Origin of the sequence: Micromonospora sp. WMMA1923 (assembly GCF_049179195.1) — a bacterium.
GTDB lineage: Bacteria > Actinomycetota > Actinomycetes > Mycobacteriales > Micromonosporaceae > Micromonospora > Micromonospora yangpuensis.
The window spans coordinates 805,123-828,336 of record NZ_JBMHLZ010000001.1; the positions used below are offsets into that span (position 1 = coordinate 805,123).

Consider the following 23,214-nt stretch of genomic DNA (forward strand, 5'->3'; position numbering starts at 1 on the left):
CGGACCCCGATGTGAATCTTGGACACTTACCGTTCTATTTGGACGGTAAGTGTCCAAGATCTACACCCCGGTCGGGTACGGAGAGAGCAAGGCGCCTCAGCCGCGGAGGAGGGCCGTACAAGGTGTGAGAAGGGGCCCCTTCTCGACGCCAGGCGTTAAGAGGGGGCCCTTCCTTACACCTATTCGGGGACGTGGCGGTAGGCGCCGTCGCTGGCGGAGGTGGCCATCGAGGCGTACGCGCGCAGTGCCGCCGAGACCGGGCGGACCCGGTCGACCGGGGTGTACGGGCGGTCGCGCTTCTCCTGGGCGATGCGGCGGGCCTCCAGCACGTCGGCGGGGACGTTCAGCTCGATCGAGCGGGCCGGGATGTCGATGACGATCTCGTCGCCCGGCTCGACCAGGGCGATCAGTCCACCGGAGGCGGCCTCGGGGGAGGCGTGTCCGATGGAGAGTCCGGAGGTGCCGCCGGAGAACCGGCCGTCGGTGAGCAGCGCGCAGGAGCGGCCCAGACCCCGTCCCTTGAGGAACGAGGTGGGGTAGAGCATCTCCTGCATGCCGGGGCCGCCCTTGGGGCCCTCGTACCGGATCACCACGACGTCGCCGGCGACGATCTCCTTGGCCAGGATGGCGGTGACCGCGTCGTCCTGCGACTCGTACACCTTGGCCGGGCCGCGGAAGGTCAGGCACTCCTCGGGCACGCCGGCGGTCTTGACCACGCAGCCCTGCGGGGCGAGGTTGCCGTGCAGGATGGCCAGCCCGCCGTCGGCGCTGTACGCGTGCTCGCGGTCCCGGATGCAGCCCTCGGCGGCGTCAGTGTCCAGGGTCGACCAGCGGTTGGTGGTGGAGAACGGCTCGGTGGTGCGGACCCCGCCGGGGGCGGCGTGGAACAGCTCGACGGCGGTCTCGGTGGCCGATCCGCCGCGCACGTCCCAGTCGGCGAGCCATCCGTCGAGGGTGGGCGAGTGCACCGCGTGCACGTCCCGGTGCAGCAGGCCGGCCCGGTCCAGCTCACCGAGGATGGCCGGGATGCCGCCGGCCCGGTGCACGTCCTCCATGTGGTACTGCGGGGAGTTCGGGGCGACCTTGGCCAGGCAGGGCACCCGGCGGGAGATCTCGTCGATGTCGGCGACGGAGAAGTCCATCTCCGCCTCCCGGGCGGCGGCGAGCAGGTGCAGGATCGTGTTGGTGGAGCCGCCCATCGCCACGTCCAGGGCGACCGCGTTCTCGAACGCTGCCCGGGAGGCGACCATCCGGGGCAGCACCGAGGCGTCGTCGGAGTCGTACCACCGCTTGGCGATCTCCACGGCGGTCCGGCCGGCCTCGACGAAGAGCGCCCTGCGGGCGGCGTGGGTGGCCAGGGTCGAGCCGTTGCCCGGCAGGGCGAGGCCGATCGCCTCGGTGAGGCAGTTCATCGAGTTGGCGGTGAACATGCCGGAGCAGGAGCCGCAGGTGGGGCAGGCGGAGCGCTCGATCTCGCCGAGCTGGTCGTCGGTGACTGCCTCGTTCGAGGAGGCGATCATGGCATCGATCAGGTCGATCTTGCTGTGCACCACGCCCTCGACGGCCACCGTCTTGCCGGCCTCCATCGGGCCGCCGGAGACGAAGACGGTGGGGATGTTGAGCCGCAGCGCGGCCAGCAGCATGCCCGGGGTGATCTTGTCGCAGTTGGAGATGCAGACCAGGGCGTCGGCGCAGTGCGCGTTGACCATGTACTCCACCGCGTCGGCGATCAGCTCCCGGCTGGGCAGCGAGTAGAGCATGCCGCCGTGGCCCATCGCGATGCCGTCGTCGACGGCGATGGTGTTGAACTCCCGGCCGACCCCGCCCGCCTCGGCCACCGCGTCGGCGACCAGGCCACCCATGTCCTTGAGGTGTACGTGACCGGGGACGAACTGGGTGAAACTGTTGGCGATGGCGACGATCGGCTTGCCGAAGTCGTCGTCGGTCATCCCGGTGGCCCGCCAGAGGGCGCGGGCGCCCGCCATCGTCCGACCGTGCGTGGAGGTCCTCGACCGCAGCTCAGGCATGGCTCCAGTCTGGCACTCCCGACCGGGTACGACCCGGGCGTGTGCCCCGTGTCCCAACAGTTGCGCACCCGGGCCCCCACGAAGGCCGGACATCGGGCACAGTTGTGGTCGTGCCTTTCCCCTCCGACGCCGTCGTGGCGGCGTTGAGCGGGCTCGTCGCCGCCGCCGCGACCGTCCTGCTGACCGTCACCGCCCGACGCCGGACCGGGCGGTGCCGCGCCACCCACCGACTGCTCGCCGGGGCGGGGGCGCTCGCCCTGGTCAGCCTCCTGATCGGGCTGGCCGCCCAGCTCGGTGTGCTGGGTCACCAGAGGGCCGGGTCGGGCGGGCACTTCGGCTGGGCGACGTTGGTCTCGGTCGGCACCACGCTGAGCGGGCTGGCGGTCTGTGTCTGGCTGCTGCGGCTTCCGGGTGCCGCCAGCACCGTGGCGACCACCGTCCGGCTGGCCCTCGACGGGCTGGTGATGGCCAGCGCGCTCTGGTTCGTCGGCTGGGTGCTCTTCTCCGAGCCGACCCGGCTGCTCGGCTCCGCCACGCCGGTCGCCTGCGCGCCGATCCTGCTCGCCACGGTCAGTACGGCCTCGACCGCCGGGCTCGCCCTGATCGTCACGCTGCGGGCCACCCCCCGCCGCCGGCTGGCGGTCTTCGGCCTCGGGACTACCGCGGTGAACCTGGGCGGGCTCGGCGTCGCCGCCGGGCTCTGCCAGGGCGGCACGACGTTGGTTCTGGCCTCCGCCGCGCTGCTCGCGGTGGGGTTGCTGGTCGCCGCCCTGGTCATGTCCGGGCAGGCGCCGCCGGGGCAGGTCGAGATCGACCTGATCCAGCGCGACGGCGAGTACGCCATCGCGCCGATGCTGGCCATGGCCACCTCGGCCATGTACCACCTCAGTCAGGACGGCCGCTTCGACGCGTGGGGCATCGTCGCCGGCAGCGTGGAGGGCTTCGCGCTGGTGGCCCGCCAGCATCTCACCCTGCGTGACCTGCGCGGGTACGCCGGCCGGCTGGCCGAGCGGGAGGCGCACTTCCGTGAGCTGGCGCACACCGACCCGCTGACCGGGCTGGCCAACCGACGGGGGCTGCTGGGGCAGCTGCACGGCTGGGCGGGTCAGGGCCGCCCGCACGTGCTGCTCGGCCTCGACCTGGACGGCTTCAAGATCGTTAACGACATGCGCGGCCACGACGTGGGCGACGCCGTGCTGGCCGAGGTGGGCCGGCGGCTGCGCGACAACCTGCGGCCCGGTGACGTCGCGGCCCGCCTCGGCGGGGACGAGTTCGCCGTGTTGATCGACGGTGGCGCGGTGGAGGCCGACCGGGTGGCCCAGCGCCTGCTGGAGGTGCTCGGGCAGCCCTACGACCAGCCCGACGGGCCGGTCTTCCTCTCGGTCAGCATCGGGGTGGCCGAACCCAGCGGTCAGCCCGACGTGCAACTGTTGCTGCGCCACGCCGACCTCGCGCTGCGCTACGCCAAGCAGCGGGGCAAGAACCGCATCGAGCAGTACGACAGCGCCTACGACCAGCTGCTGCGCCGGCGTACCACGGTCGAGCACGAGCTGCGCGGCGCGATCGAGCGCGACGAGCTGCGGCTGGCCTTCCAGCCGGTCGCCTCGCTGCCCTCGGTGCGTCCGGTCGGCGCCGAGGCGCTGCTGCGCTGGCACCACCCGGAGCTGGGCAACGTACGCCCGGACGAGTTCATCCCGCTGGCCGAGGAGTGCGGGATGATCGCCAAGCTCGGTGCCTGGGTGCTGCACCAGGCCTGCCACCAGCTGTCCCGCTGGCTGGCCGACGGCCACGACGTGTGGGTGTCGGTGAACGTCTCCCCGCGCGAGCTGCACGCCCCGGAGTACGTCGTGCAGGTCGCCGAGGCGCTGCGGGCCCACCGGGTGCCGCCGCAGCGGCTGGTGCTGGAGGTCACCGAGCACGCGGTCGCCACCGACCTCGACGAGCTGATCCGCCGGCTGACCGCGCTGCGCCGCACCGGGGTGCGGATCGCGCTCGACGACTTCGGCGCGGGTTACTCCTCGCTGGGCCAGCTGCGCCGGTTGCCGATCGACATCCTCAAGATCGACCACAGCCTGGTCGCCGAGCACGAGCCGGTACGTCCCGCCGACCGGGAGGGCCCACCCTTCGCCCCCATGGTCGACATCGTGATGCGGCTGGGCCACCAGCTCGGTCTGGAGGTCATCGCCGAAGGCGTGACCAACCCCACGGAATTGGCCGCGGTGGTCGCCGCCGGCTGCCGGTTCGGCCAGGGAGCGCTCTTCGGCTGGGGTGTGCCGGCCGAACACCTGGAGGCGATGTTGGAGGCGGCCACCTCGCCGGGGATGCGCCGCGCGCCCGCCCAGCGCGCCGTCGACACCCGTCCTGAGCAGGAAGAACACGCCGGCGGCGGCGCGCCGGAGCAAGCCACGCCGGAGTCCGTTAACCAACATGTGGGAGCAGTTGACTCAGCGCGTGAGATGCGTCAGGCTTAGCCCCATGTCGTCGAACCGGTCGCTGCGAGTACTTACCTGAGCGCACTCTCCCCCGTCGAGAGTGCGCTGGCCCCGTGCATCTGCACGAGGGCCGTTTTTATTGCCGTCGGAACCCACCCGCGGGCCCGCCCGTGTTGCACTCAAGCAGAGCCTGACCATTCCAGCCGAAGGCCAGAACCGTCATGACGAGACCCACGCCCGAGACCCTCGCCCACTCCGCCAGGCGGGCCCGCGCGGCCGCCGAGCCGGCGAGCGACGCCGACCACACTCCCACCACCCGCGCCACGGTCACCCCGGCCGCTCCCGCGGTACGGGCACCCGAGCCGGCCCAGATCTCCGGTGCCGGTTCGCTGGTGCGGTCCCTGGAGGCCCTCGGGGTCGACGTCGTCTTCGGTATCCCCGGTGGGGCGATCCTGCCGGCCTACGACCCGCTCTACGACTCCACCGTCCGGCACATCCTGGTCCGCCACGAGCAGGGCGCCGGCCACGCCGCCACCGGGTACGCCCAGGCGACCGGCCGGGTCGGCGTCTGCATCGCCACCTCCGGCCCCGGCGCGACCAACCTGGTCACCCCGATCGCCGACGCGTACATGGACTCGGTGCCGATGGTCGCGATCACCGGCCAGGTCGCCCGCCCGATGATCGGCACGGACGCCTTCCAGGAGGCGGACATCCAGGGCATCACCCTGCCGATCACCAAGCACAACTTCCTGGTGCAGACCGCCGAGGAGATCCCGCGCATCCTGGCCGAGGCGTTCCACCTGGCCTCCACCGGTCGGCCTGGCCCGGTGCTCGTCGACATCCCCAAGGACGTCCTGCAGGCCGCGACCACCTTCAGCTGGCCGCCCACCCTGGAGCTGCCCGGCTACCGGCCCACCCTGCACCCGCACGGCAAGCAGATCCGCGAGGCCGCCCGGCTGATGAGCAACGCCCGCCGCCCGGTGCTCTACGTCGGCGGCGGCGTGCTCAAGGCCGGCGCCACCGACGGGCTGCGCAAGCTCGCCGAGCTGACCGGCATCCCGGTGGTCACCACGCTGATGGCGCTTGGCGCGTTCCCCGACTCGCACCCGCAGCACCTGGGCATGCCGGGCATGCACGGCACGGTGGCCGCCGTGTACGGCCTGCAGAAGGCCGACCTGATCGTGGCCCTCGGCGCCCGCTTCGACGACCGGGTCACCGGCAAGCTCGACTCGTTCGCCCCGGACGCCACGGTGGTGCACGCCGACATCGATCCGGCGGAGATCGGCAAGAACCGGCACGCCGACGTGCCGATCGTGGGTGACGCGCGGCACGTGATCGACGAGTTGATCGCGGCGGTCACCGTGGAGCGCGCGGCCGGCCGCGAGGGTGCGCACGCCGACTGGTGGACCCAGCTCGACGACCTGCGTAACCGCTACCCGCTGGGCTACGACGAGCCGTCCGACGGCACCCTCTCCCCGCAGTACGTGATCAAGCGGCTGGGCGAGATCGCCGGCCCGGACACGATCTACGTCGCGGGGGTCGGCCAGCATCAGATGTGGGCCAGCCAGTTCATCTCCTACGAGAAGCCGCAGACCTGGCTCAACTCCGGTGGTCTCGGCACGATGGGGTACGCGGTGCCGGCCGCCATGGGCGCGAAGGTCGGCCGGCCCGACACCGTGGTCTGGGCGGTCGACGGCGACGGGTGCTTCCAGATGACCAACCAGGAGTTGGCCACCTGTGCCCTGGAGGGCATCCCGGTCAAGATCGCCGTGATCAACAACGGTAACCTCGGCATGGTCCGGCAGTGGCAGACGCTGTTCTACGGCGAGCGCTACTCCAACACCGAGCTGGGCACCCACAAGCACCGCATCCCCGACTTCGTCAAGCTCGCCGAGGCGCTCGGCTGTGTCGGTCTGCGCTGTGAGAACGCCGCCGACGTGGACAAGGTGATCGAGGCGGCGATGGCGATCGACGACGCGCCGGTGGTGGTCGACTTCGTGGTCGGCAAGGACGCCATGGTGTGGCCGATGGTCGCGGCCGGCACCAGCAACGACGAGATCATGTTCGCCCGGGGCGTCCGCCCCACCTTCGACGAGGACGATGTCTAGTCATGAACGAACGCACCGAGCGAAGCGAGGGCCGTGAGGGCATGACGAGAGAGGCACAGCCATGACGGTGCACACGCTTTCCGTGTTGGTGGAGAACAAGCCGGGGGTGCTGGCCCGGGTCTCCGGCCTGTTCTCCCGGCGCGGGTTCAACATCGACAGCCTCGCCGTCGGGGAGACCGAGAATCCGGACGTGTCCCGGATCACCATCGTGGTCAACGCCGACCGGTCCCCGCTGGAGCAGGTCACCAAGCAGCTCAACAAGCTGGTCAACGTACTCAAGATCGTCGAACTGGATTCGCAGGTCTCGGTCGCCCGGGAGCTGCTGCTGGTCAAGGTGCGCGCCGACCGTTCGGCGCGGGCCCAGGTGCTGGAGACGGTGAACCTGTTCCGCGCCCGGGTGGTCGACGTCGCCCCGGACACCCTCACCGTCGAGGCGACCGGTACCCCGGACAAGCTGGACGCGCTCCTGCGCGACCTCGAACCCTTCGGCATCAAGGAAATGGTCCAGTCGGGCCTGGTGGCGATCGGGCGCGGCTCGCGTTCGATCACCGCCGGCCCGACGCTGCGGGCCGCCTGACCCCGCTCCAAACCGCACACCGTCCACGACGGGCCGCCCGGGCCGTCGTATCGAAAGGGAAGTCATGAGCGTTGAGGTGTTCTACGACGACGACGCCGACCTCGGCCTGATCCAGGCCAAGAAGGTCGCCGTGATCGGGTACGGCAGCCAGGGCCACGCCCACGCGCTGTCGCTGCGCGACTCCGGTGTCGACGTGGTCATCGGCCTGCCGGCGGGTTCGAAGAGCCGGCCCAAGGCCGAGGAGCAGGGGCTGCGGGTGCTCACGCCGGCCGAGGCGGCGGCCGAGGCCGACGTGATCATGATCCTGGCGCCGGACACCGCGCAGCGGTCGCTCTACACCGACGCGATCGCCCCCAACCTCGCCCCCGGCAAGGCGCTCTTCTTCGGCCACGGCTTCAACATCAGGTACGACCTGATCAAGCCGCCGGCCGACGTGGACGTGGCGATGGTCGCCCCGAAGGGCCCCGGTCACCTGGTCCGCCGGCAGTACGTCGACGGCAAGGGCGTGCCGTGTCTGGTCGCCGTCGAGCAGGACCCGAGCGGCACCGCATTCCAGTTGGCGCTCTCCTACGCCAAGGGGATCGGCGGCACCCGGGCCGGTGCGATCAAGACCACCTTCACCGAGGAGACCGAGACCGACCTCTTCGGTGAGCAGGCGGTGCTCTGCGGTGGCGCGGCGGCGCTGGTGCAGACCGGGTTCGAGGTGCTCACCGAGGCCGGGTACGCCCCGGAGGTGGCGTACTTCGAGTGCCTGCACGAGCTGAAGCTGATCGTCGACCTGATGTACGAGGGCGGCATCGCCCGGATGCGCTACAGCGTCTCGGACACCGCCGAGTACGGCGACCTGTCCCGTGGCCCGCGGGTCATCGACGGCCGGGTCAAGGAGGAGATGCGCAAGATCCTCGGTGAGATCCAGTCCGGCGAGTTCGCCCGCGAGTGGGTTGCCGAGGACGAGGCCGGTCGGCCGAACTTCGCCAAGTGGCGGGCCGAGGGCGCGGTGCACCCGATCGAGGAGACCGGACAGAAGCTGCGCAACATGATGAGCTGGGTGGATCGGCCGATCACCGAGACCGCCTGAGCGACCGGCACGCCCCGACGGCCCGCCCCCGGGTTCTCCCCGACCCGGTGGCGGGCCGTCGCGCGGGAAAAGCACCTCCCCGATCGACGGTAGTAGATCGAATCGGCGTGACTGATCGTGCGTTAGGTCGGGTTTGTGAGGGCACTCACGCCGCTCACTGGGGCATCGCGGCCGGCCTGACCCCTACGATCGGCCCTAGGTGCGTACGCGGCACCACGGCCATGGCCCGGTCGGCGCAGGGCGCATCGCGGCGTCGGCGCAAGCCACTTCACCATGTTTTCGACATCTACGAGGACCGATGAATCCTGTCGTACTGATCGCCGAGGAACTCGCCCCCGCCGCCATCGAGGTGCTCGCCCACGACTTCGACGTCCGTCACGTCGACGGCACCGACCGTCCCGCCCTGCTCTCCGCGCTCGCCGAGGCCGACGCGGTGATCGTGCGCAGCGCCACCCAGATCGACGCCGAGGCGGTCGCCGCCGCGCCGCGCCTGAAGGTCGTCGCCCGCGCCGGCGTCGGCCTGGACAACGTCGAGGTGCCGGCCGCCACCGCCCGGGGCGTGATGGTCGTCAACGCCCCCACCTCGAACATCGTCTCCGCCGCCGAGCAGGCCGTCGCGCTGCTGCTGGCCGTGGCCCGCAACACCGCCAGCGCCAGCGCCGCGCTGAAGGCGGGGGAGTGGAAGCGGTCCAAGTACACCGGCGTCGAGCTGCAGGGCAAGACCGTCGGCGTGGTCGGCCTCGGCCGCATCGGGGTGCTCTTCGCCCAGCGGATCGCCGCCTTCGGCACCCGGCTGATCGCGTACGACCCGTACATCCAGCCGGCCCGCGCCGCCCAGCTCGGCGTGCGCCTGGTCGGCCTGGAGGAGCTGCTGCGGGAGAGCGACTTCATCTCGATCCACCTGCCGAAGACCCCGGAGACCGTCGGGCTCATCGGTGAGAAGGAACTGGCCATCGTCAAGCCCGGCGTGCGCATCGTCAACGCCGCCCGGGGTGGCCTCGTCGACGAGCAGGCGCTCGCCGACGCGATCGCCGAGGGCCGCGTCGGTGGCGCCGGCATCGACGTGTACGCCAAGGAGCCCTGCACCTCCTCGCCGCTGTTCGCCTTCGACAACGTGGTGGCCACCCCGCACCTGGGTGCCTCCACCGCCGAGGCGCAGGACAAGGCCGGTCTGGCCGTGGCCCGCAGCGTCAAGCTCGCGCTGCAGGGCGAGTTCGTGCCGGACGCGGTGAACGTGCAGGCCGGCGGGGTCGTCGCCGAGGACGTACGCCCGCTGCTGCCGCTGGCGGAGAAGCTGGGCCGGGCGTTCACCGCGGTGGCCGGCGGGGTGGCCGCCAGCGTCACCGTCGAGGTGCGTGGCGAGATCGTCAACCACGACGTCGCGGTGCTCAAGCTCGCCGCCACCAAGGGGCTGTTCAGCTCGGTGGTCGAGGAGCAGGTGACCTACGTCAACGCGCCGCACCTGGCCGCCGAGCGTGGCGTCGAGGTGACGCTGACCACCCAGGCCGAGACCACCGACCACCCGAACCTGGTCACCGTCCGGGGCGCCCTGCCCGACGGCCGTACGGTGAGCGTCTCCGGCACGGTGGCCCACACCGGCACCCGGGACCTGCTCAAGCTGACCGAGGTCGACGGCTTCGACGTGGAGATCGCCGCCGAGGGCATCCTGCTCTTCCTGCGGTACGCCGACCGGCCGGGCGTGGTCGGCACCGTCGGCACCCTGCTCGGTGAGGCCGGCATCAACATCGCCGCGATGCAGGTCGCCCGCCGGGAGGCCGGTGGCGAGACGCTGATGACCCTCACCGTCGACCAGGCGCTCGGGGCGGAGCTGCTCACCTCGGCCGCCGACTCGATCGGTGCGACCGCGGCCAGCGCCGCGGACCTGCGCGACGAGTAGGACCTGCGCGACGGGTAACACCCGTCACGGAGAAGGGGCCCCGCCGGACAAGGCGGGGCCCCTTCTCGTGGTGCCGGCGTCAACCGCTGACGTGGCTGGGTGGCGGGTAGACCGAACCGTCCTGGACGTCGAAGAGCATCAGCGCGTGCTCTCCGGCCAGCCGCTCGATGTCCAGGAGCACCTGGTCGGGACAGTTCGGGAAGAGCTTCATCTCGATGTGGTCGTTGGCGGCATGCAGCGGCACCACCTCCCACGGTGTCCCCGGGACCGGCGGGCGGTCCGGATACCTGGCGGTGATCGCCCGGTAGAACCCCACCACCCGGGGGTCGGGGTAGCGCTCGACATGTTGCCCCTGTCGGCACCGTTGCACGGCTCCCCGCACGTCCGCGGGGGTGGCCCCGTCCCACAGGGCCCACACGCTCAGATCGAAACTCACGGCGGACAGCGTGCCATCCGTCGGTCACCGCAGCGCAACGACCCCGTGTACCGGCGGAACGAGTTCCTGTGTCGACGGTCCGCTGTGGAGACCCTTGCGTAGAGTTGCGTCGATTCGCTAGCGTGGCGGTGCGGCTACCGGCCGAGCTCGTGGCGTCGACCCGTCTTCGGGTGACGCGGCCCGACGTCCCGACCGACCGGTCCGCATCCCTCGATTGCGCGAGCCACGCGCACTCGTCGCTGACCGGCCCTCATGGTCGTTGCCGAGACCATGGGGGCCGATCGCGTGCCCGGGGCGGTCAGCGTCGGCGGTGGGTGAAGAGCGCCCGGTACGGCGAGTCGCCGCGGAACCAGGCCAGCCCGGCCGGTCCGGCCGCGTACAGGGCGGTGGCGTAGGCGTCGGCGACGGCGAGGTCCGGGCCGACCACAGTGGCCGCGACGAGCTGGTCGGCCGGCTCGCCGGTGTGCGGGTCCACCACGTGTCCCTGCCGTCCGGTCACCCCGGAGGTGCCGACCGCGCCCGCCGTCATCTCCAGCACCACCGGCGCCCGGCGGTTGTCGGTCGGGTGGTGCACCGCGACCCGCCATGGGCCGCCGTGCGGCGCGTTGCCGCGTACCACCAGGTCCGCGCCGGTGAGCACCGCGTAGTCGGTGATGCCGGCGGCGCGCAACCGGGCGGCGGCCCGTTCCACCGCCCAGCCACCGAGCAGGCCGCCAGGATCGAAACCGCCGGGTACGGCCCAGGCGTCGAACCAGCCGTCGGTGGCCGCGCGCATCGCCGCGCAACGGTCCACCAGGTCGGCAAGCGGCGGGTACGACTCGGGGCTGATCTCTCCCCGGCGCAGCCGGGAGACCAGGCTGTGCTTACGGGCCGGGCCGAAGGTGAGGTCGATCGCCCGCAGCTCGGCCACCGCGTCCCGCAGCGCCTCGCCGACCGCCCGGCGGCCCAGCCGGTGCGGGGCGTTGATCCGCAGGGTGTACTCGGCGGTGGTGGTCCGCACGGTGTGGTTGGCGCAGAGCAGGCCGGCGACGGTGCCGCCCGTGGCGTCCGGACGCGGGTCGCGGGGACCGAGCCGCAGGTCGGGATGGCCCCGGTAGGTCGGCTGGTCCGGCCAGGTGGGGCGCGGTTGGTCGTCGGTCCGCATCACGGTGCTCCCTCGCAGGCGGTGCCTCTGACTCTAGGCAGCGAAGATGACCGCACCATGAATGTGGCCTGGAAAGCTGCTGAGCGTCGAGCTGTCCCACATTACGGAAGACGTGTACCGGGAGGCGGGATGGCGTCGTACCGTGGCCCTGAGTCGACGACGCAGAGGAGCACAGGGTGGCGCGGATCGCGGTGGTGGCCGGAGACGGGATCGGACCCGAGGTGGTCACGGAGGCCCGCAAGGTCATCGACGCCGTGCTTCCCGGGGTCGAGGCCACCGAGTACGACCTCGGCGCGGCCCGGTGGCACCGGACCGGCGAGGTGCTGCCCGACTCGGTGCTGGCCGAGCTGGCCGGGCACGACGCCATCCTGCTCGGCGCGGTCGGCGACCCGACCGTGCCGCCGGGGGTGCTGGAGCGGGGCCTGCTGCTCAAGCTCCGGTTCGACTTCGACCAGTACGTCAACCTCCGCCCGTCGCGGCTCTGGCCCGGCACCACCGGTCCACTGGCCAACGTCAAGCCCGGTGAGGTCGACCTGGTAGTGGTCCGCGAGGGCACCGAGGGGCTCTACGCCGGCGCCGGCGGCACCCTGCACCGGGGCACCCCGGCCGAGGTGGCCACCGAGGAGAGCCTGAACACCCGGCACGGCGTCGAGCGGGTGATCCGCGACGCGTTCACCCGGGCCACCCGGCGGGAGCGGCGCAAGGTCACCCTGGTGCACAAGACCAACGTGCTTACCCACGCCGGTTCGCTCTGGGCCCGCGCCTTCGAGGCGGTCGCCGCCGAGCACCCCGACGTCACCACCGAGTACCAGCACGTCGACGCGGCGGCGATGTTCCTGGTCACCCAGCCCCAGCGGTACGACGTGGTGGTCACCGACAATCTCTTCGGCGACATCCTCACCGACATCGCCGCCGCCGTCACCGGCGGAATCGGCCTGGCCGCCAGCGGCAGCATCAACCCCGACGGGGCGTACCCGTCGATGTTCGAGCCGGTACACGGCTCGGCGCCGGACATCGCCGGCAAGGGCGTGGCCGACCCGGTGGCCGCGGTGCTCTCCGCCGCGCTCCTGCTCGACCAGCTCGGCCACCCCGACGCCGCCGCCCGGGTCACCGCCGCGGTCGCCACCGAGCTGGCCGGCCGGACCCCGGGGGTGCCGCTGCGCACCGCCGAGGTGGGCGACCGCCTCGCCGGGTACGCCGTAGCCTGAGCCGGCCGGCGGTCCGTCAGGGACCGCCGGGGCCGGCCTTGACCGGCGTCGACCGCGACGCCCCGCCGGGCTGGTCGCCGAGTAGACCGCGGGCCGCGACAGCCGCCCCGGTTTCCGGCCGATCGGCGCAGACCACTTCTCCCCGATCGGCGCTTTCCGCTGCCCGACCGTGCGGGGTACGTTTCACATCACACAGCGTCGGCGTGCCCCTCGGCATGCCGTTCACACCAGGGAGGTCAGCGCGATGAGCGGTGGTGACCAGCTCGACTTCGAGATCCGTCCGAACCCCGCGCCGGTATCCGCCGCCGACCGGGCCGCCCTGCTGGCCAACCCCGGATTCGGCCGGGTCTTCACCGACCACATGGTCACCGTCCGCTACGCCGACGGCAAGGGCTGGTACGACGCCCGGGTCGAGGCGCGGGCGCCGATCCCGATGGACCCGGCCAGCGCGGTGCTGCACTACGCGCAGGAGATCTTCGAGGGGATGAAGGCGTACCGGGCGGTCGACGGTGGGGTGACCCTGTTCCGGCCGGAGGCCAACGCGGCCCGGCTGGCCGCCTCCGCCCGCCGGATGGCCATGCCGGAGCTGCCGGCGCAGGCGTTCCTCGACTCGCTGCACCGGCTCGTCGAGATCGACCGGGAGTGGATTCCCGACGGCGAGGACGGCAGCCTCTACCTGCGGCCGTTCATGTTCGCCAGCGAGGTCTTCCTCGGGGTCCGGCCGGCCAACGAGTACCTCTACTGCGTGATCGCCTCCCCGGTGGGGGCGTACTTCTCCGGTGGGGTGAAGCCGGTGACGGTCTGGGTCTCCCCGGACTACACCCGGGCCGCCCCGGGCGGCACCGGCGCGGCCAAGTGCGGCGGCAACTACGCGGCGTCCCTGGTCGCCCAGGCCGAGGCGATCGAGGCCGGCTGCGACCAGGTGGTCTTCCTGGACGCGGTGGAGCGCCGGTTCGTCGACGAGCTGGGCGGGATGAACGTCTTCTTCGTCTACTCCGACAACACCGTGGTCACCCCGCCGCTGAACGGCTCGATCCTGCCCGGCATCACCCGGGAGTCGGTGCTGACGCTGGCCGCCGAGGCCGGGCACCGGGTCGAGGAGCGGCCGGTCAGCTTCGCCGACTGGCAGGCCGACGCGGCCAGCGGCCGGCTGCGGGAGGTCTTCGCCTGCGGCACCGCCGCGGTGATCACCCCGATCGGGGAGGTCCGCTTCCCCGACGGCCAGTTCGCCATCGGCGGCGGGGGAGCCGGCGAGGTGACCATGGCACTGCGGCAGCAGCTGGTCGACCTGCAACGCGGCAAGGTCGCCGACCCGCACGGCTGGGTGCACCGCCTCCTCTGACCGGGTGTAAGGAAGGGCCCCCGCTTAACGCCTACAGTAGAGCGGGGCGCCCTTCTCACCGGGCCGGCACCGTTGGCCGGCATCGTGGGCCGGCATCGTGGGCGGGCGCGTGGCGGCCTACTCCAGCAGGTGCTCGCGTAGGGCGGCGAGCTGGTCGTCGGTGACGCCGGCGGAGCGCAGGTAGCCCTCTGCCGAGCCGTAACCGGCGCGCAGCTCGTCCAGGAAGAGTCGCATCGTCTCGGCCGGCGAGGCCAACCAGGCCGGCGGCAGCTCGCCCCGCTCCGGCATCGTCGCGGCCGCCCAGGCGGCGAACTTCCGGGCCGCCTCGGCGGTCAGGGCGTAGTCCTCGGCGATGTCCTCGTCGCTGACCCCGAGCACCGAGAGGGTAAGCGCGCAGACGATCCCGGTGCGGTCCTTGCCGGCGACGCAGTGCACCACCACCGGGGCCTCGGCGTTCTCGGCGATCAGCCCGACCGCCGAGGCGAGGCCGACGGTGCCGGTCTGGGCCAGGTCGGCGTACCGGTCGGCGAGGTAACGGGCCAGGTCGGTGCCGGGCTGGTACGGCCGCTGGTCCCACTCCGCGTGCTCGGGGTGGACGTGCCGCCAGGTCAGGCCGGTGAAGTCCGGTACCCGGCCGTCCCGAGTGACCTCGTACGGCCGGCGCAGGTCGATGACGGTCCGTACGCCGAGGGCGGCGAACGCCTCCCGGTCGGTGTCGTCGATGCGGTGCAGGGAGTCGGAGCGGTAGAGCCGCCCCCACCGTACGGCGCGCCCGTCGTGGCCGCGGTAGCCACCGACGTCGCGGAAGTTGAACATGGCGGAGAAGGGCAGTCGACGGTTGGCGTTGGTGTCCACTCCGAAGACGGTAACGGCCGGTGGAGCACTGCTCCACCGGCCGTCGGGGTTACCGCCCGACCGTCAGCCCGGTCGGGTCACGTCGTCAGGCCCGACCCGCGCCGTTCGGCGGCAGGGCGGAGAGCCGCTCACCGTAGTAGCCACCGAGCTGGTCCCGGTACGACGGGTCGGAGTGGCTGTTCTCGTCGTACTCGGGGGCGGCCTTGATCTGGTCCTTCTCCCGGTCGACCCAGACCTTCTTGTCGTCGTGGTCGACCCGCTCGACGGTGCCGGCCGGCAGCATCACCTTCTTGCCGAAGATCCACGGACCGGTGTCGACCACCAGGTAGCTGTCGTCGACGGTGTTGCTCGCCTTGTCGACCTTGCCGATGCTGCCGTCGGTGGCCTCGATCTTGTAGCCGGTGAGGTCGGCGTCGGCCACCCCGGAGTCGTCCCGGTAGCGCCACGGGTCGAAGGTGCCGCCGGGCGCGCCGCCGGCCACCGTGCCCTGGGCGGTGTCGCCGGCCAGGGTGCCCTCGGTCGTGCCGCCGGCCACGGTGCCGGGCGTGGTGTCGCCGGCCAGGGTGCTCGGTGCCGGGGTGCCGGCCGGGTCACTCAGGCCCGGCGCGCCGGCCGAGGTGCCCGGGGTGCCGGCTGAGGTGCCCGGGGTGCTGCCGGGAAGGGTGCTCTGGGTGGTGTCGAGCGCCGGGTCCGGCGTGGCGCTGGTGCTCTGCGGGTCGAGCCTGTCCATGGGGAACTCCTGCCCCGGCCGTGGTGGGCCGTCTCGGAGGGAACGATTCGCTGTCCCGGAAACTCCTACCCGGGACAATCGGTGTTCACACCGCCGAAACCTGAGGAAAACACCAGGTAGGGCACGACTGGCGGCGTGACCTGCACGTCGGCGTCCCGGCATGTGGATTCTGCCTCCCAAACTCGCCCGGGAGTGGCAGAGTACCGATCGTGACCAGGTACGTCCTGATTATTCGTAGCTAGCGCGCCGGCCTTCTCCCGCCAGCGCGCAGACCTCCCGCATCCGCGGGGGGTCTTTTTGTTGGTCGACGAAAGGACCCCCCGATGACCTTCCAGGTGTACGACACGACGTTGCGCGACGGTGCCCAGCGCGAGGGCCTGACGTACTCGGTGGTCGACAAGCTCGCTGTGGCGCGCCTGCTCGACGAGTTCGGCGTGGGCTTCATCGAGGGCGGGTGGCCGGGCGCGGTGCCCAAGGACACCGAGTTCTTCCGCCGGGCGCGTACCGAACTCGACCTGCGGCACGCGGTGCTGGTCGCCTTCGGGGCCACCCGCAAGGCGGGCGTCGCGGTCGGCGACGACCCGCAGGTGCGCGGTCTACTCGACGCCGAGACCCCGGCCGTCGCGCTGGTCGCCAAGGCCGACATCCGGCACGTCGAGCGGGCGCTGCGTACCACCGGCGCGGAGAACCTGGCGATGGTCCAGGACACCGTGCGGCACCTGGTCGCCCAGGGGCGGCGGGTCTTCGTCGACGGCGAGCACTTCTTCGACGGGTACCGGCACGACCCGGCGTACACCGCCTCGGTGGTCGAGGCGGCGCTGGCCGCCGGCGCCGAACGGTTCGTGCTCTGCGACACCAACGGCGGGATGCTGCCCTCCCAGGTCACCGCGGCCATCGCCGACCTGACCGCGCGGACCGGCGTCGCCCCCGACCTGCTCGGCATGCACGCGCAGAACGACACCGCCTGCGCGGTGGCCAACACCGTCGCCGCCGTCGAGGCCGGGGTCCAGCACGTGCAGGGCACCGCCAACGGGTACGGCGAGCGACCCGGCAACGCCGACATCTTCGCCGTCGTGGCCAACCTCCAACTCAAGCTCGGGCTGCCCGTCCTACCGGAGGGCTGCCTGGAACAGATGGTGCGCGTCTCGCACGCCATCGCCGAGATCGCCAACATCGCCCCCGACACCCACCAGGCGTACGCCGGGGCCGCCGCCTTCGCCCACAAGGCGGGGCTGCACGCGAGTGCGATCAAAGTGGATCCGCTGCTCTACAACCACGTGGACCCGGCGGTCGTCGGGAACGACATGCGGATCCTGGTCACCGAGATGGCCGGCCGGGCCAGCATCGAGCTCAAGAGTCGTGAACTCGGTCTGGACCTGGCCGGCCATCCGGAGGCGTTGTCCCGGGTGACCAAGCGGGTCAAGGAGCTGGAGGCCGGCGGGTGGTCGTTCGAGGCCGCCGACGCCTCCTTCGAACTGCTGGTCCGCTCGGAGCTGCCGGACGCCGCGCCGCCCCGACCGTTCGCCCTGGAGTCGTACCGGGTGCTGGTCGAGCACCGCGAGGACGGCGCGGTGGTCTCCGAGGCCACCGTCAAGATCCGGGTACGCGGCGAGCGGCTGATCGCCACCGCCGAGGGCAACGGCCCGGTCAACGCCCTGGACGAGGCGCTGCGGGTCGGGTTGGCCCGCCACTACCCGGAGCTGCGCACGTTCGAGCTGGCCGACTACAAGGTGCGGATCCTGGAGGGCAGCAGCGGAACCGGCGCGGTGACCCGGGTACTGGTGGAGACCGCCGACGGGGCGGGCCGGGACTGGACCACCGTCGGCGTGCACCCCAACGTCGTCGAGGCGAGCTGGCACGCCCTGGTCGACGCCCTCACCTTCGGCCTCGCCCGGGTAAAGGTGTAAGGAAGGGCCCCTTTCTAACGCATTCGGTAGAGCAGGGTTCCCCTCTCACCACCCCGACGCGCGACGCAAGTGCGGCAAACGTGTGCGGCCGGTCTCAGCCGGCGGGGAGGCGGAGCTCGGCCAGGACGGCCCGGTGGTCGCTGCCGCCGACCGCGTGCACCTCGACGGAGCGGACCGCGATCCGCCGGTCGACCAGTACGTGGTCGATGACCACCGGGGGGATCAGGTCGCCGTCGTACGGGCCCCAGGTGCCGACCAGCCCCGCGCCCACGGCGTCGGCGGCGTCGGCGTACCCGGTGTCGAGCAGCGCCCGTAGCGGTGCGTGGTCGAGCGTGGCGTTGAAGTCCCCGGCCAGGATCTGCAGCATCCCGTCCGGGGTGGCCGGTGGCTGGGCCGCCAGGTCGGCGCGCCACGGGCCGACCTGGTCGATCGCGTACGGGGCGGACGGGTGTGCGGACTCGACGCGTACCGGGGGAGCACCGGGCAGGGTGACCGTGCCGTAGGCCTGGCTGAAGCCCCAGCCGCCCCGGTTGTGCCGGATGCCGCCGTCGGTGACGGGCAGGCGGGCGTAGAGCGCCGAGCCGACCGTGCCCACCTGGGGGTTGCTCTGCCGGTGCGGCAGCAGCCCGGCCAGTCCCCGCCGGTCGAGCTCGGCCGCCAGGTCCGGGGTGAACTCCTGCATGACGAGGATGTCGACCTCGTCGGCGCGGACCAGGTCGACCAGTCGTTGCGCGTCGCCCGCGCCGGCCAGCACGTTGGCGGTGAGGATCCGCAGTGTCGGCCCGGTGGTGGCCGGCTGCGCCGTGCCGACCGCCCGGGGCGCGACCAGCGCGGTCACCGCCAGCGCGGTCACCGCCGCGACGACCGCCGGCCCGCGCCGCCGTAGCGCGAGGGCGAGCAGCAACGGCACCACCGACCAGAGGACCAGGTACGGCGTGAAGGCGACCAGTTGTACCAGCGGCCCGCGTTCGGCCCCGAGCAGCCGTACCACTGTCCAGCCGACCCCGGGCGCGACGATCGCCCAGCAGGCCGCCGTGGCCGCGGTGAACACCACGACTGATCGACGCCGTGGCGTGCCGGCGGGGACGGCGCCGGGGGCTGTGGGGACGGCGCCGGGTTCGGATTCGGTACGGCTGGGCACGCGGCCACGTTACCGGATCTCGATCGGCTTTTGGTGAATGGTGAAGCGTTCGTGTTTCGCAATTTAGGCCAGCCCTGACAATGATGCGACATGCGGTGATCGACTATTGACTGTCCGGTTTTCGTGGTGCTAGTTTCCACCTGGTTGAGGCGCCAAAACTTCACGTCATATCCCCTGGTCAGCCTGGTTATTGATCTAGGAAATCCAGTCTGTCGTGCTCGGTTGGCCATGCTGTGGGCGGCGGTAGACGCTCGCCCTCGACGCAATTTACTGCAATTATCCGACCCGCCTAAGGTGGATCGGTCGTATCACCATCGGTCAATCAAGGGAGAAATCTGTCATGGCCAAGCTCTTCTCACGTAGGTCGGTGGCGGTGGCGGTCGGCGTCCTCGCGCTGACCCTCGCCGGTGGTGGCATCGCCGCCGCCGCCCAGCCGACCACGGCGACCAAGACCGCGATCGACTCCGCGCAACCCGGCCTGCGGGCGGCCGCCAACGGCGGTCAGCCCCAGGTGACACCCGAGGAGGTACGCCAGGCGAAGGCGGCGCTGAAGAAGTCGGTAGGCACCAACTACGTCAACGGCTCGACCTCGTTCGCCGTGGTCGGTGCCGCCGGCAACCTCATCCGGGGCAACGACGCGGTCTCGGCCACCAAGTACGGCCCGGGGCAGTACCAGGTCCTGTTCAACCGGAACCTGACCCGGGGCGCGTACGTGGCCACCATCGGCACCGACACCGACTGCTGCATCCCGCCGGCCGGGGAGATCTCGGTCGCACCGCGCCTGATCACGCCGAACGCCGTGTTCGTGCAGACCTACGACTCGTCCGGCGTGCCGTCGGACCGGCCGTTCCACCTGGCGGTCTTCACCCGCTGACCGGACCGGTTCGCGGGTTCCCGCCCATCGGTTCCACCGCAGCGGTCTCCGTCCGCTGAGATCCACCGCTCGACCCCTGCCGGCCACCCGCGAGATGGGTGGCCGGCACCGGGGCGTCGGGGGTACGTGTCCGGCTTGTCCAGGTGCGAGGGTGAGCGTGCCGGTCAGGGCCGGTAACCGACCTGTCGGCGCGGGAATCCGACGTTTGCCGGGGCTCCGCCACGGGAAGCAAGCACCGTGACGGACATCTCGGACACCCTGGTCAGCGTGCCCACCCCGGTCGATCCGCACGCGAGCGGTACCGACCTGGAACAGACCCTCTTCGAGGTCAAGCGAGTGATCGTCGGGCAGGACCGGCTCGTCGACCGGCTGCTCACCGCGCTCGTCGCCGACGGCCACTGCCTGCTGGAGGGCGTGCCCGGCGTGGCCAAGACGCTCGCCGTGCAGACCCTGGCCACCGCGGTCGGCGGCACGTTCTCCCGGATCCAGTTCACACCCGACCTGGTCCCCTCGGACATCGTCGGCACCCGCATCTACCGGTCGTCGTCGGAGACCTTCGACGTGGAACTCGGCCCGGTGATGGCCAACCTGGTACTCGCCGACGAGATCAACCGCGCCCCGGCGAAGGTGCAGTCGGCACTGCTGGAGGCGATGGCCGAACACCAGGTGTCGATCGGCGGCCGGACCTTCGAGGTGCCCGAGCCGTTCCTGGTGCTGGCCACCCAGAACCCGATCGAGTCGGAGGGCGTCTACCAGTTGCCGGAGGCGCAACGCGACCGGTTCCTGATGAAGATCGTCGTGGACTACCCCAGCGCCGCCGACGAACTGGCCATCCTCTACCGGATGAGCACCCACCGGCCGAAGGCCCGGCAGGTGCTCGACCCGTACCGGCTGCGCGAGTGGCAACGCCGGGCCGGCCAGGTCTTCGTCCACCACGCCCTGGCCGAGTACGTCGTCCGGCTCATCCTGGCCACCCGCGACCCGGCCCGGTTCGGGGCGCCCGAGGTCGCGCCGCTGCTGGCCTACGGCGCCAGCCCCCGCGCCACCCTGGGGCTGGTCTCCGCCGCCCGGGCCCAGGCGCTGCTGCGCGGACGGGAGTACGTGCTGCCCGAGGACGTCCGCGAACTGGCGGTGGACGTGCTGGCCCACCGGTTGGTCCTCACCTTCGACGCGGTGGCCGACGGGATCTCCGCCGAGAGCGTGGTCCGTCGCCTGCTGTCCGCGGTACCCCCACCCCGCATCGCTCCCGGCCGCCACGAACAACCCACCGGGTACGTCGCCGACTCCCCGGCCAGCGGCTCCGGCGACCTGGCCAGCACCACATGAGCGAGCGCACCGAGCGGAGCGAGGGCCGCGAGGGCATGCCCGGCCTGCACCACATGAGCGAGCGCGGTACGCGTACCCGCTGGTCGGTCCCGGCCGATCCCGGGTTGGCCGAACTCAGCGCCGAGCAGCGGCTGCGTCGACTGGAACTGGTGGTGACCCGTCGGCTGAACGGCCTGCTGCACGGCCAGTACCGGGGACTGCTCCCCGGTCCGGGCAGCGAGCCCACCGGCAGCCGCGAGTACCGGCCAGGGGAGGACGAGGTACGCCGGATGGACTGGGCGGTGACCGCCCGGACCGGCCTCCCGCACGTACGCGAGGTCGACGCCGACCGGGAGCTGACCACCTGGGTGGTGGTGGATGCCAGCCCCAGCATGGAGTTCGGCACCGCCGAACTGGACAAGCGGGAGCTGACGGTGGCCGCCGTCGCGGCGGTCGGGTTCCTCACCGCCGGCACCGGCAACCGGTTGGGCGCCCAGGTGCTCGGTCCGTCGACGGTGCGCCACGTGCCGGCCCGCTCCGGTCGTACCCATCTGCTCGGTCTGTTGCGCATGCTGCTGACCGCCCCGCGCGCCACGACGGCAGGTGTGAGAAGGGTTCCCCGCTATACCGAATCCGTTAAGCAGGGGCCCTTCCTTACCGGAGGGGTGGTGGGGGGTGGGGCGACGCTGGTTGAGGCGTTGGGTGCCGCCCACCGGGTCGCCCACCGGCGTGGCCTGCTGGTCGTGGTCTCGGACTTCCTCGACGGCCTGCCCGACGATCCTGGACAGCCGTCGCCCTGGGAGGTGGTGCTGCGCCGGCTCGCCGTCCGGCACCAGGTGCTCGCCGTGGAGGTGACCGACCCACGGGAGTTGGAACTGCCCGACGTCGGTGTGGTCACCCTGGTCGACCCGGAGACCGGCCGTCGCCGCGAGGTCTGCACCAGCGACCGCCGGTTGCGCGAACGGTACGCGGTGGCCGCCGCGAACCAACGCGACCAGGTACGCCAGGCGCTGCGCCGGTGCGGGGCGGCACACCTGTCGTTGCGCACCGACCGGGACTGGACGGCCGACATCGTGCGGCACGTGCACGCCCAACGTCAGTTGGCGACCGCACCCGCCGCCGCCCGGGGAGGTGTGGCGTGAGCTGGCAGTCACCCGTCCGACTCTGGTTGCTGCTCGGCGTGCTGGCGCTGGCCGTCGGCTACCTGCTCGTGCAGCGCCGGCACAGCCGGTACGCCGTCCGTTTCACCAACCTGCGGTTGCTGGACCGGGTCGCACCGGAGCGGCCCGCCTGGCGTCGACACGTACCGGCGGGGTTGTTCCTGGTGATGTTGGGGTTGCTGGTGATGGGCTTCGCCCGACCCGCGGCCGAGGTGCGGGTGCCCCGGGAACGCGCCACGGTCGTGGTGGCGGTGGACGTCTCCACCTCCATGCTGGCCACCGACGTCGGACCGGACCGGCTCAGCGCGGCCAAGTCGGCGGCCCGGGAATTCGTCGACGGCCTGCCCGACGAGTTCAACGTGGGCCTGGTCGCCTTCGCCGGCAGCGCCGCCGTGATGGTGCCGCCGGACACCGACCGGGAGGCCCTGCACGGCGGCATCGACCGGCTGGCCGAGGGGAGCACCGGGGTCCAGGGCACCGCGATCGGCGAGGCGATCAGCACCTCGCTCGGCGCGATCCGGGCGCTGGACAGTGAGGCGGCGACGAAGCCCCCACCGGCGCGGATCATCCTGCTCTCCGACGGGGCGAACACCTCCGGGATGGACCCGATGGAGGCGGCGGCCGAGGCCGTCGCGGTCGAGGTGCCGGTGCACGCCATCTCCTTCGGCACCCCGGCCGGCTTCGTCGACCGGGGCGGCCGACCGATCCAGGTCCCGGTGGACGGGCAGACCCTGCGGGCGGTGGCCCAGGAGACCGGGGGCGGCTTCCACGAGGCCGCCAGCAGCGCGGAGCTACGGGCGGTCTACGAGGACATCGGCACGTCCGTCGGGTACCGCCTGCAACAACAGGACATCTCGGCCCGGTTCATCGGGTTCGGGCTGGTGTTCGCGATGGCCGCGGCGGCCGGATCGATGCGCTGGTTCTCCCGCCTGCCCTGACCCGGCCCGACCCCCTGAGCGCCCCGGCACTCTGAGCCCCGGCAGTGAGGAGCGA

17 protein-coding genes and 2 pseudogenes are annotated in these 23,214 nt (G+C 72.0%); 13 read left to right on the top strand and 6 right to left on the bottom strand.

The window, feature by feature from the left end; all coding sequences use genetic code 11:
* Positions 1 to 179: 179 nt before the first annotated feature.
* Positions 180 to 2,027 carry a dihydroxy-acid dehydratase gene (ilvD, locus tag ACN28G_RS03720; protein ID WP_091435438.1) on the bottom strand — a complete coding sequence of 616 codons (1,848 nt, stop codon included), beginning with the start codon at positions 2,025 to 2,027 and terminating at the stop codon, positions 180 to 182.
* A 110-nt stretch (positions 2,028 to 2,137) separates the two neighbouring features.
* Here ilvD and ACN28G_RS03725 point away from each other — a divergent pair, with 110 nt between their 5' ends.
* From ACN28G_RS03725 to serA, 5 genes are all read left to right on the top strand, one after another.
* Positions 2,138 to 4,498 carry a putative bifunctional diguanylate cyclase/phosphodiesterase gene (locus tag ACN28G_RS03725; RefSeq protein ID WP_421478423.1) on the top strand — a complete coding sequence of 787 codons (2,361 nt, stop codon included), beginning with the start codon at positions 2,138 to 2,140 and terminating at the stop codon, positions 4,496 to 4,498.
* A gap of 182 nt (positions 4,499 to 4,680) precedes the next feature.
* Positions 4,681 to 6,567 (top strand): acetolactate synthase large subunit, encoded by a 1,887-nt coding sequence (locus ACN28G_RS03730; RefSeq protein ID WP_091435439.1) that lies wholly within the window; start codon positions 4,681 to 4,683, stop codon positions 6,565 to 6,567.
* Positions 6,568 to 6,628: 61 nt separating this feature from the next.
* Complete coding sequence (gene ilvN / locus ACN28G_RS03735; RefSeq protein WP_091435440.1) at positions 6,629 to 7,144, top strand: acetolactate synthase small subunit; 516 nt, start codon at positions 6,629 to 6,631, stop codon at positions 7,142 to 7,144.
* A 64-nt stretch (positions 7,145 to 7,208) separates the two neighbouring features.
* Positions 7,209 to 8,222, top strand: coding sequence for a ketol-acid reductoisomerase (gene ilvC / locus ACN28G_RS03740; protein WP_091435441.1), 1,014 nt, complete (start codon positions 7,209 to 7,211; stop codon positions 8,220 to 8,222).
* 298 nt (positions 8,223 to 8,520) lie between these two features.
* On the top strand, positions 8,521 to 10,119 hold the full coding sequence (serA, locus tag ACN28G_RS03745; RefSeq protein WP_091435442.1) for a phosphoglycerate dehydrogenase: 1,599 nt from the start codon (positions 8,521 to 8,523) through the stop codon (positions 10,117 to 10,119).
* Between the two features lie 79 nt (positions 10,120 to 10,198).
* Here the strand turns inward: serA and ACN28G_RS03750 are convergent, their stop codons facing one another.
* Positions 10,199 to 10,555, bottom strand: a complete 357-nt coding sequence (locus ACN28G_RS03750; RefSeq protein WP_175440469.1) for a hypothetical protein — start codon at positions 10,553 to 10,555, stop codon at positions 10,199 to 10,201.
* Between the two features lie 298 nt (positions 10,556 to 10,853).
* On the bottom strand, positions 10,854 to 11,699 hold the full coding sequence (locus ACN28G_RS03755; protein ID WP_091435444.1) for an FAD:protein FMN transferase: 846 nt from the start codon (positions 11,697 to 11,699) through the stop codon (positions 10,854 to 10,856).
* A gap of 176 nt (positions 11,700 to 11,875) precedes the next feature.
* On the opposite strand from ACN28G_RS03755, the gene ACN28G_RS03760 reads away from it, so the two are divergent.
* Positions 11,876 to 12,907 (top strand): 3-isopropylmalate dehydrogenase, encoded by a 1,032-nt coding sequence (locus tag ACN28G_RS03760; protein WP_421478424.1) that lies wholly within the window; start codon positions 11,876 to 11,878, stop codon positions 12,905 to 12,907.
* A gap of 244 nt (positions 12,908 to 13,151) precedes the next feature.
* Entirely contained in the window at positions 13,152 to 14,249 is a 1,098-nt protein-coding gene (locus tag ACN28G_RS03765) for a branched-chain amino acid aminotransferase (RefSeq protein WP_091435446.1), read from the top strand.
* A 117-nt stretch (positions 14,250 to 14,366) separates the two neighbouring features.
* Here the strand turns inward: ACN28G_RS03765 and ACN28G_RS03770 are convergent, their stop codons facing one another.
* Together ACN28G_RS03770 and ACN28G_RS03775 are read right to left on the bottom strand one after the other, a co-directional pair.
* On the bottom strand, positions 14,367 to 15,065 hold the full coding sequence (locus ACN28G_RS03770) for a tyrosine-protein phosphatase (protein WP_091446099.1): 699 nt from the start codon (positions 15,063 to 15,065) through the stop codon (positions 14,367 to 14,369).
* A 124-nt stretch (positions 15,066 to 15,189) separates the two neighbouring features.
* Positions 15,190 to 15,612 carry a PRC-barrel domain containing protein gene (locus ACN28G_RS03775; protein WP_421480855.1) on the bottom strand — a complete coding sequence of 141 codons (423 nt, stop codon included), beginning with the start codon at positions 15,610 to 15,612 and terminating at the stop codon, positions 15,190 to 15,192.
* 545 nt (positions 15,613 to 16,157) lie between these two features.
* Between ACN28G_RS03775 and cimA the strand changes: the two genes are divergently transcribed.
* Entirely contained in the window at positions 16,158 to 17,741 is a 1,584-nt protein-coding gene (cimA, locus tag ACN28G_RS03780; RefSeq protein WP_421478425.1) for a citramalate synthase, read from the top strand.
* A 94-nt stretch (positions 17,742 to 17,835) separates the two neighbouring features.
* Here cimA and ACN28G_RS03785 read toward each other — a convergent pair whose 3' ends face one another.
* The gene (locus tag ACN28G_RS03785) at positions 17,836 to 18,795 is read right to left on the bottom strand and encodes an endonuclease/exonuclease/phosphatase family protein (RefSeq protein WP_421478426.1); all 960 of its coding nucleotides are present in this window, start codon (positions 18,793 to 18,795) and stop codon (positions 17,836 to 17,838) included.
* Between the two features lie 427 nt (positions 18,796 to 19,222).
* Here ACN28G_RS03785 and ACN28G_RS03790 point away from each other — a divergent pair, with 427 nt between their 5' ends.
* The 5 genes and pseudogenes from ACN28G_RS03790 to ACN28G_RS03810 all read left to right on the top strand — a co-directional run bounded on the left by ACN28G_RS03790 (position 19,223) and on the right by ACN28G_RS03810 (position 23,159).
* Positions 19,223 to 19,756, top strand: a complete 534-nt coding sequence (locus ACN28G_RS03790; RefSeq protein WP_091435449.1) for a hypothetical protein — start codon at positions 19,223 to 19,225, stop codon at positions 19,754 to 19,756.
* 237 nt (positions 19,757 to 19,993) lie between these two features.
* Positions 19,994 to 21,082 (top strand): AAA family ATPase, encoded by a 1,089-nt coding sequence (locus tag ACN28G_RS03795; RefSeq protein ID WP_091435450.1) that lies wholly within the window; start codon positions 19,994 to 19,996, stop codon positions 21,080 to 21,082.
* A gap of 53 nt (positions 21,083 to 21,135) precedes the next feature.
* Positions 21,136 to 21,651: pseudogene (locus ACN28G_RS03800) on the top strand (DUF58 domain-containing protein); the annotation flags it as partial.
* Between the two features lie 105 nt (positions 21,652 to 21,756).
* Positions 21,757 to 22,203 (top strand): annotated as a pseudogene (locus tag ACN28G_RS03805) (DUF58 domain-containing protein); the annotation flags it as partial.
* On the top strand, positions 22,200 to 23,159 hold the full coding sequence (locus ACN28G_RS03810) for a VWA domain-containing protein (protein WP_091435451.1): 960 nt from the start codon (positions 22,200 to 22,202) through the stop codon (positions 23,157 to 23,159). The pseudogene ACN28G_RS03805 and the gene ACN28G_RS03810, both read left to right, overlap by 4 nt.
* Positions 23,160 to 23,214: the final 55 nt, after the last annotated feature.

What these genes read in the sequence shown, in the direction of transcription:
- ilvC (WP_091435441.1), top strand. Translation starts at nt 7,209, where the DNA reads ATGAGCGTTGAGGTGTTCTACGACGACGACGCCGACCTCGGCCTGATC.
- ACN28G_RS03790 (WP_091435449.1), top strand. Translation starts at nt 19,223, where the DNA reads ATGGCCAAGCTCTTCTCACGTAGGTCGGTGGCGGTGGCGGTCGGCGTC.
- ACN28G_RS03770 (WP_091446099.1), bottom strand. Translation starts at nt 15,065, where the DNA reads ATGTTCAACTTCCGCGACGTCGGTGGCTACCGCGGCCACGACGGGCGC.
- ilvN (WP_091435440.1), top strand. Translation starts at nt 6,629, where the DNA reads ATGACGGTGCACACGCTTTCCGTGTTGGTGGAGAACAAGCCGGGGGTG.
- cimA (WP_421478425.1), top strand. Translation starts at nt 16,158, where the DNA reads ATGACCTTCCAGGTGTACGACACGACGTTGCGCGACGGTGCCCAGCGC.
- ACN28G_RS03765 (WP_091435446.1), top strand. Translation starts at nt 13,152, where the DNA reads ATGAGCGGTGGTGACCAGCTCGACTTCGAGATCCGTCCGAACCCCGCG.
- ilvD (WP_091435438.1), bottom strand. Translation starts at nt 2,027, where the DNA reads ATGCCTGAGCTGCGGTCGAGGACCTCCACGCACGGTCGGACGATGGCG.
- ACN28G_RS03755 (WP_091435444.1), bottom strand. Translation starts at nt 11,699, where the DNA reads ATGCGGACCGACGACCAACCGCGCCCCACCTGGCCGGACCAGCCGACC.
- ACN28G_RS03730 (WP_091435439.1), top strand. Translation starts at nt 4,681, where the DNA reads ATGACGAGACCCACGCCCGAGACCCTCGCCCACTCCGCCAGGCGGGCC.
- serA (WP_091435442.1), top strand. Translation starts at nt 8,521, where the DNA reads ATGAATCCTGTCGTACTGATCGCCGAGGAACTCGCCCCCGCCGCCATC.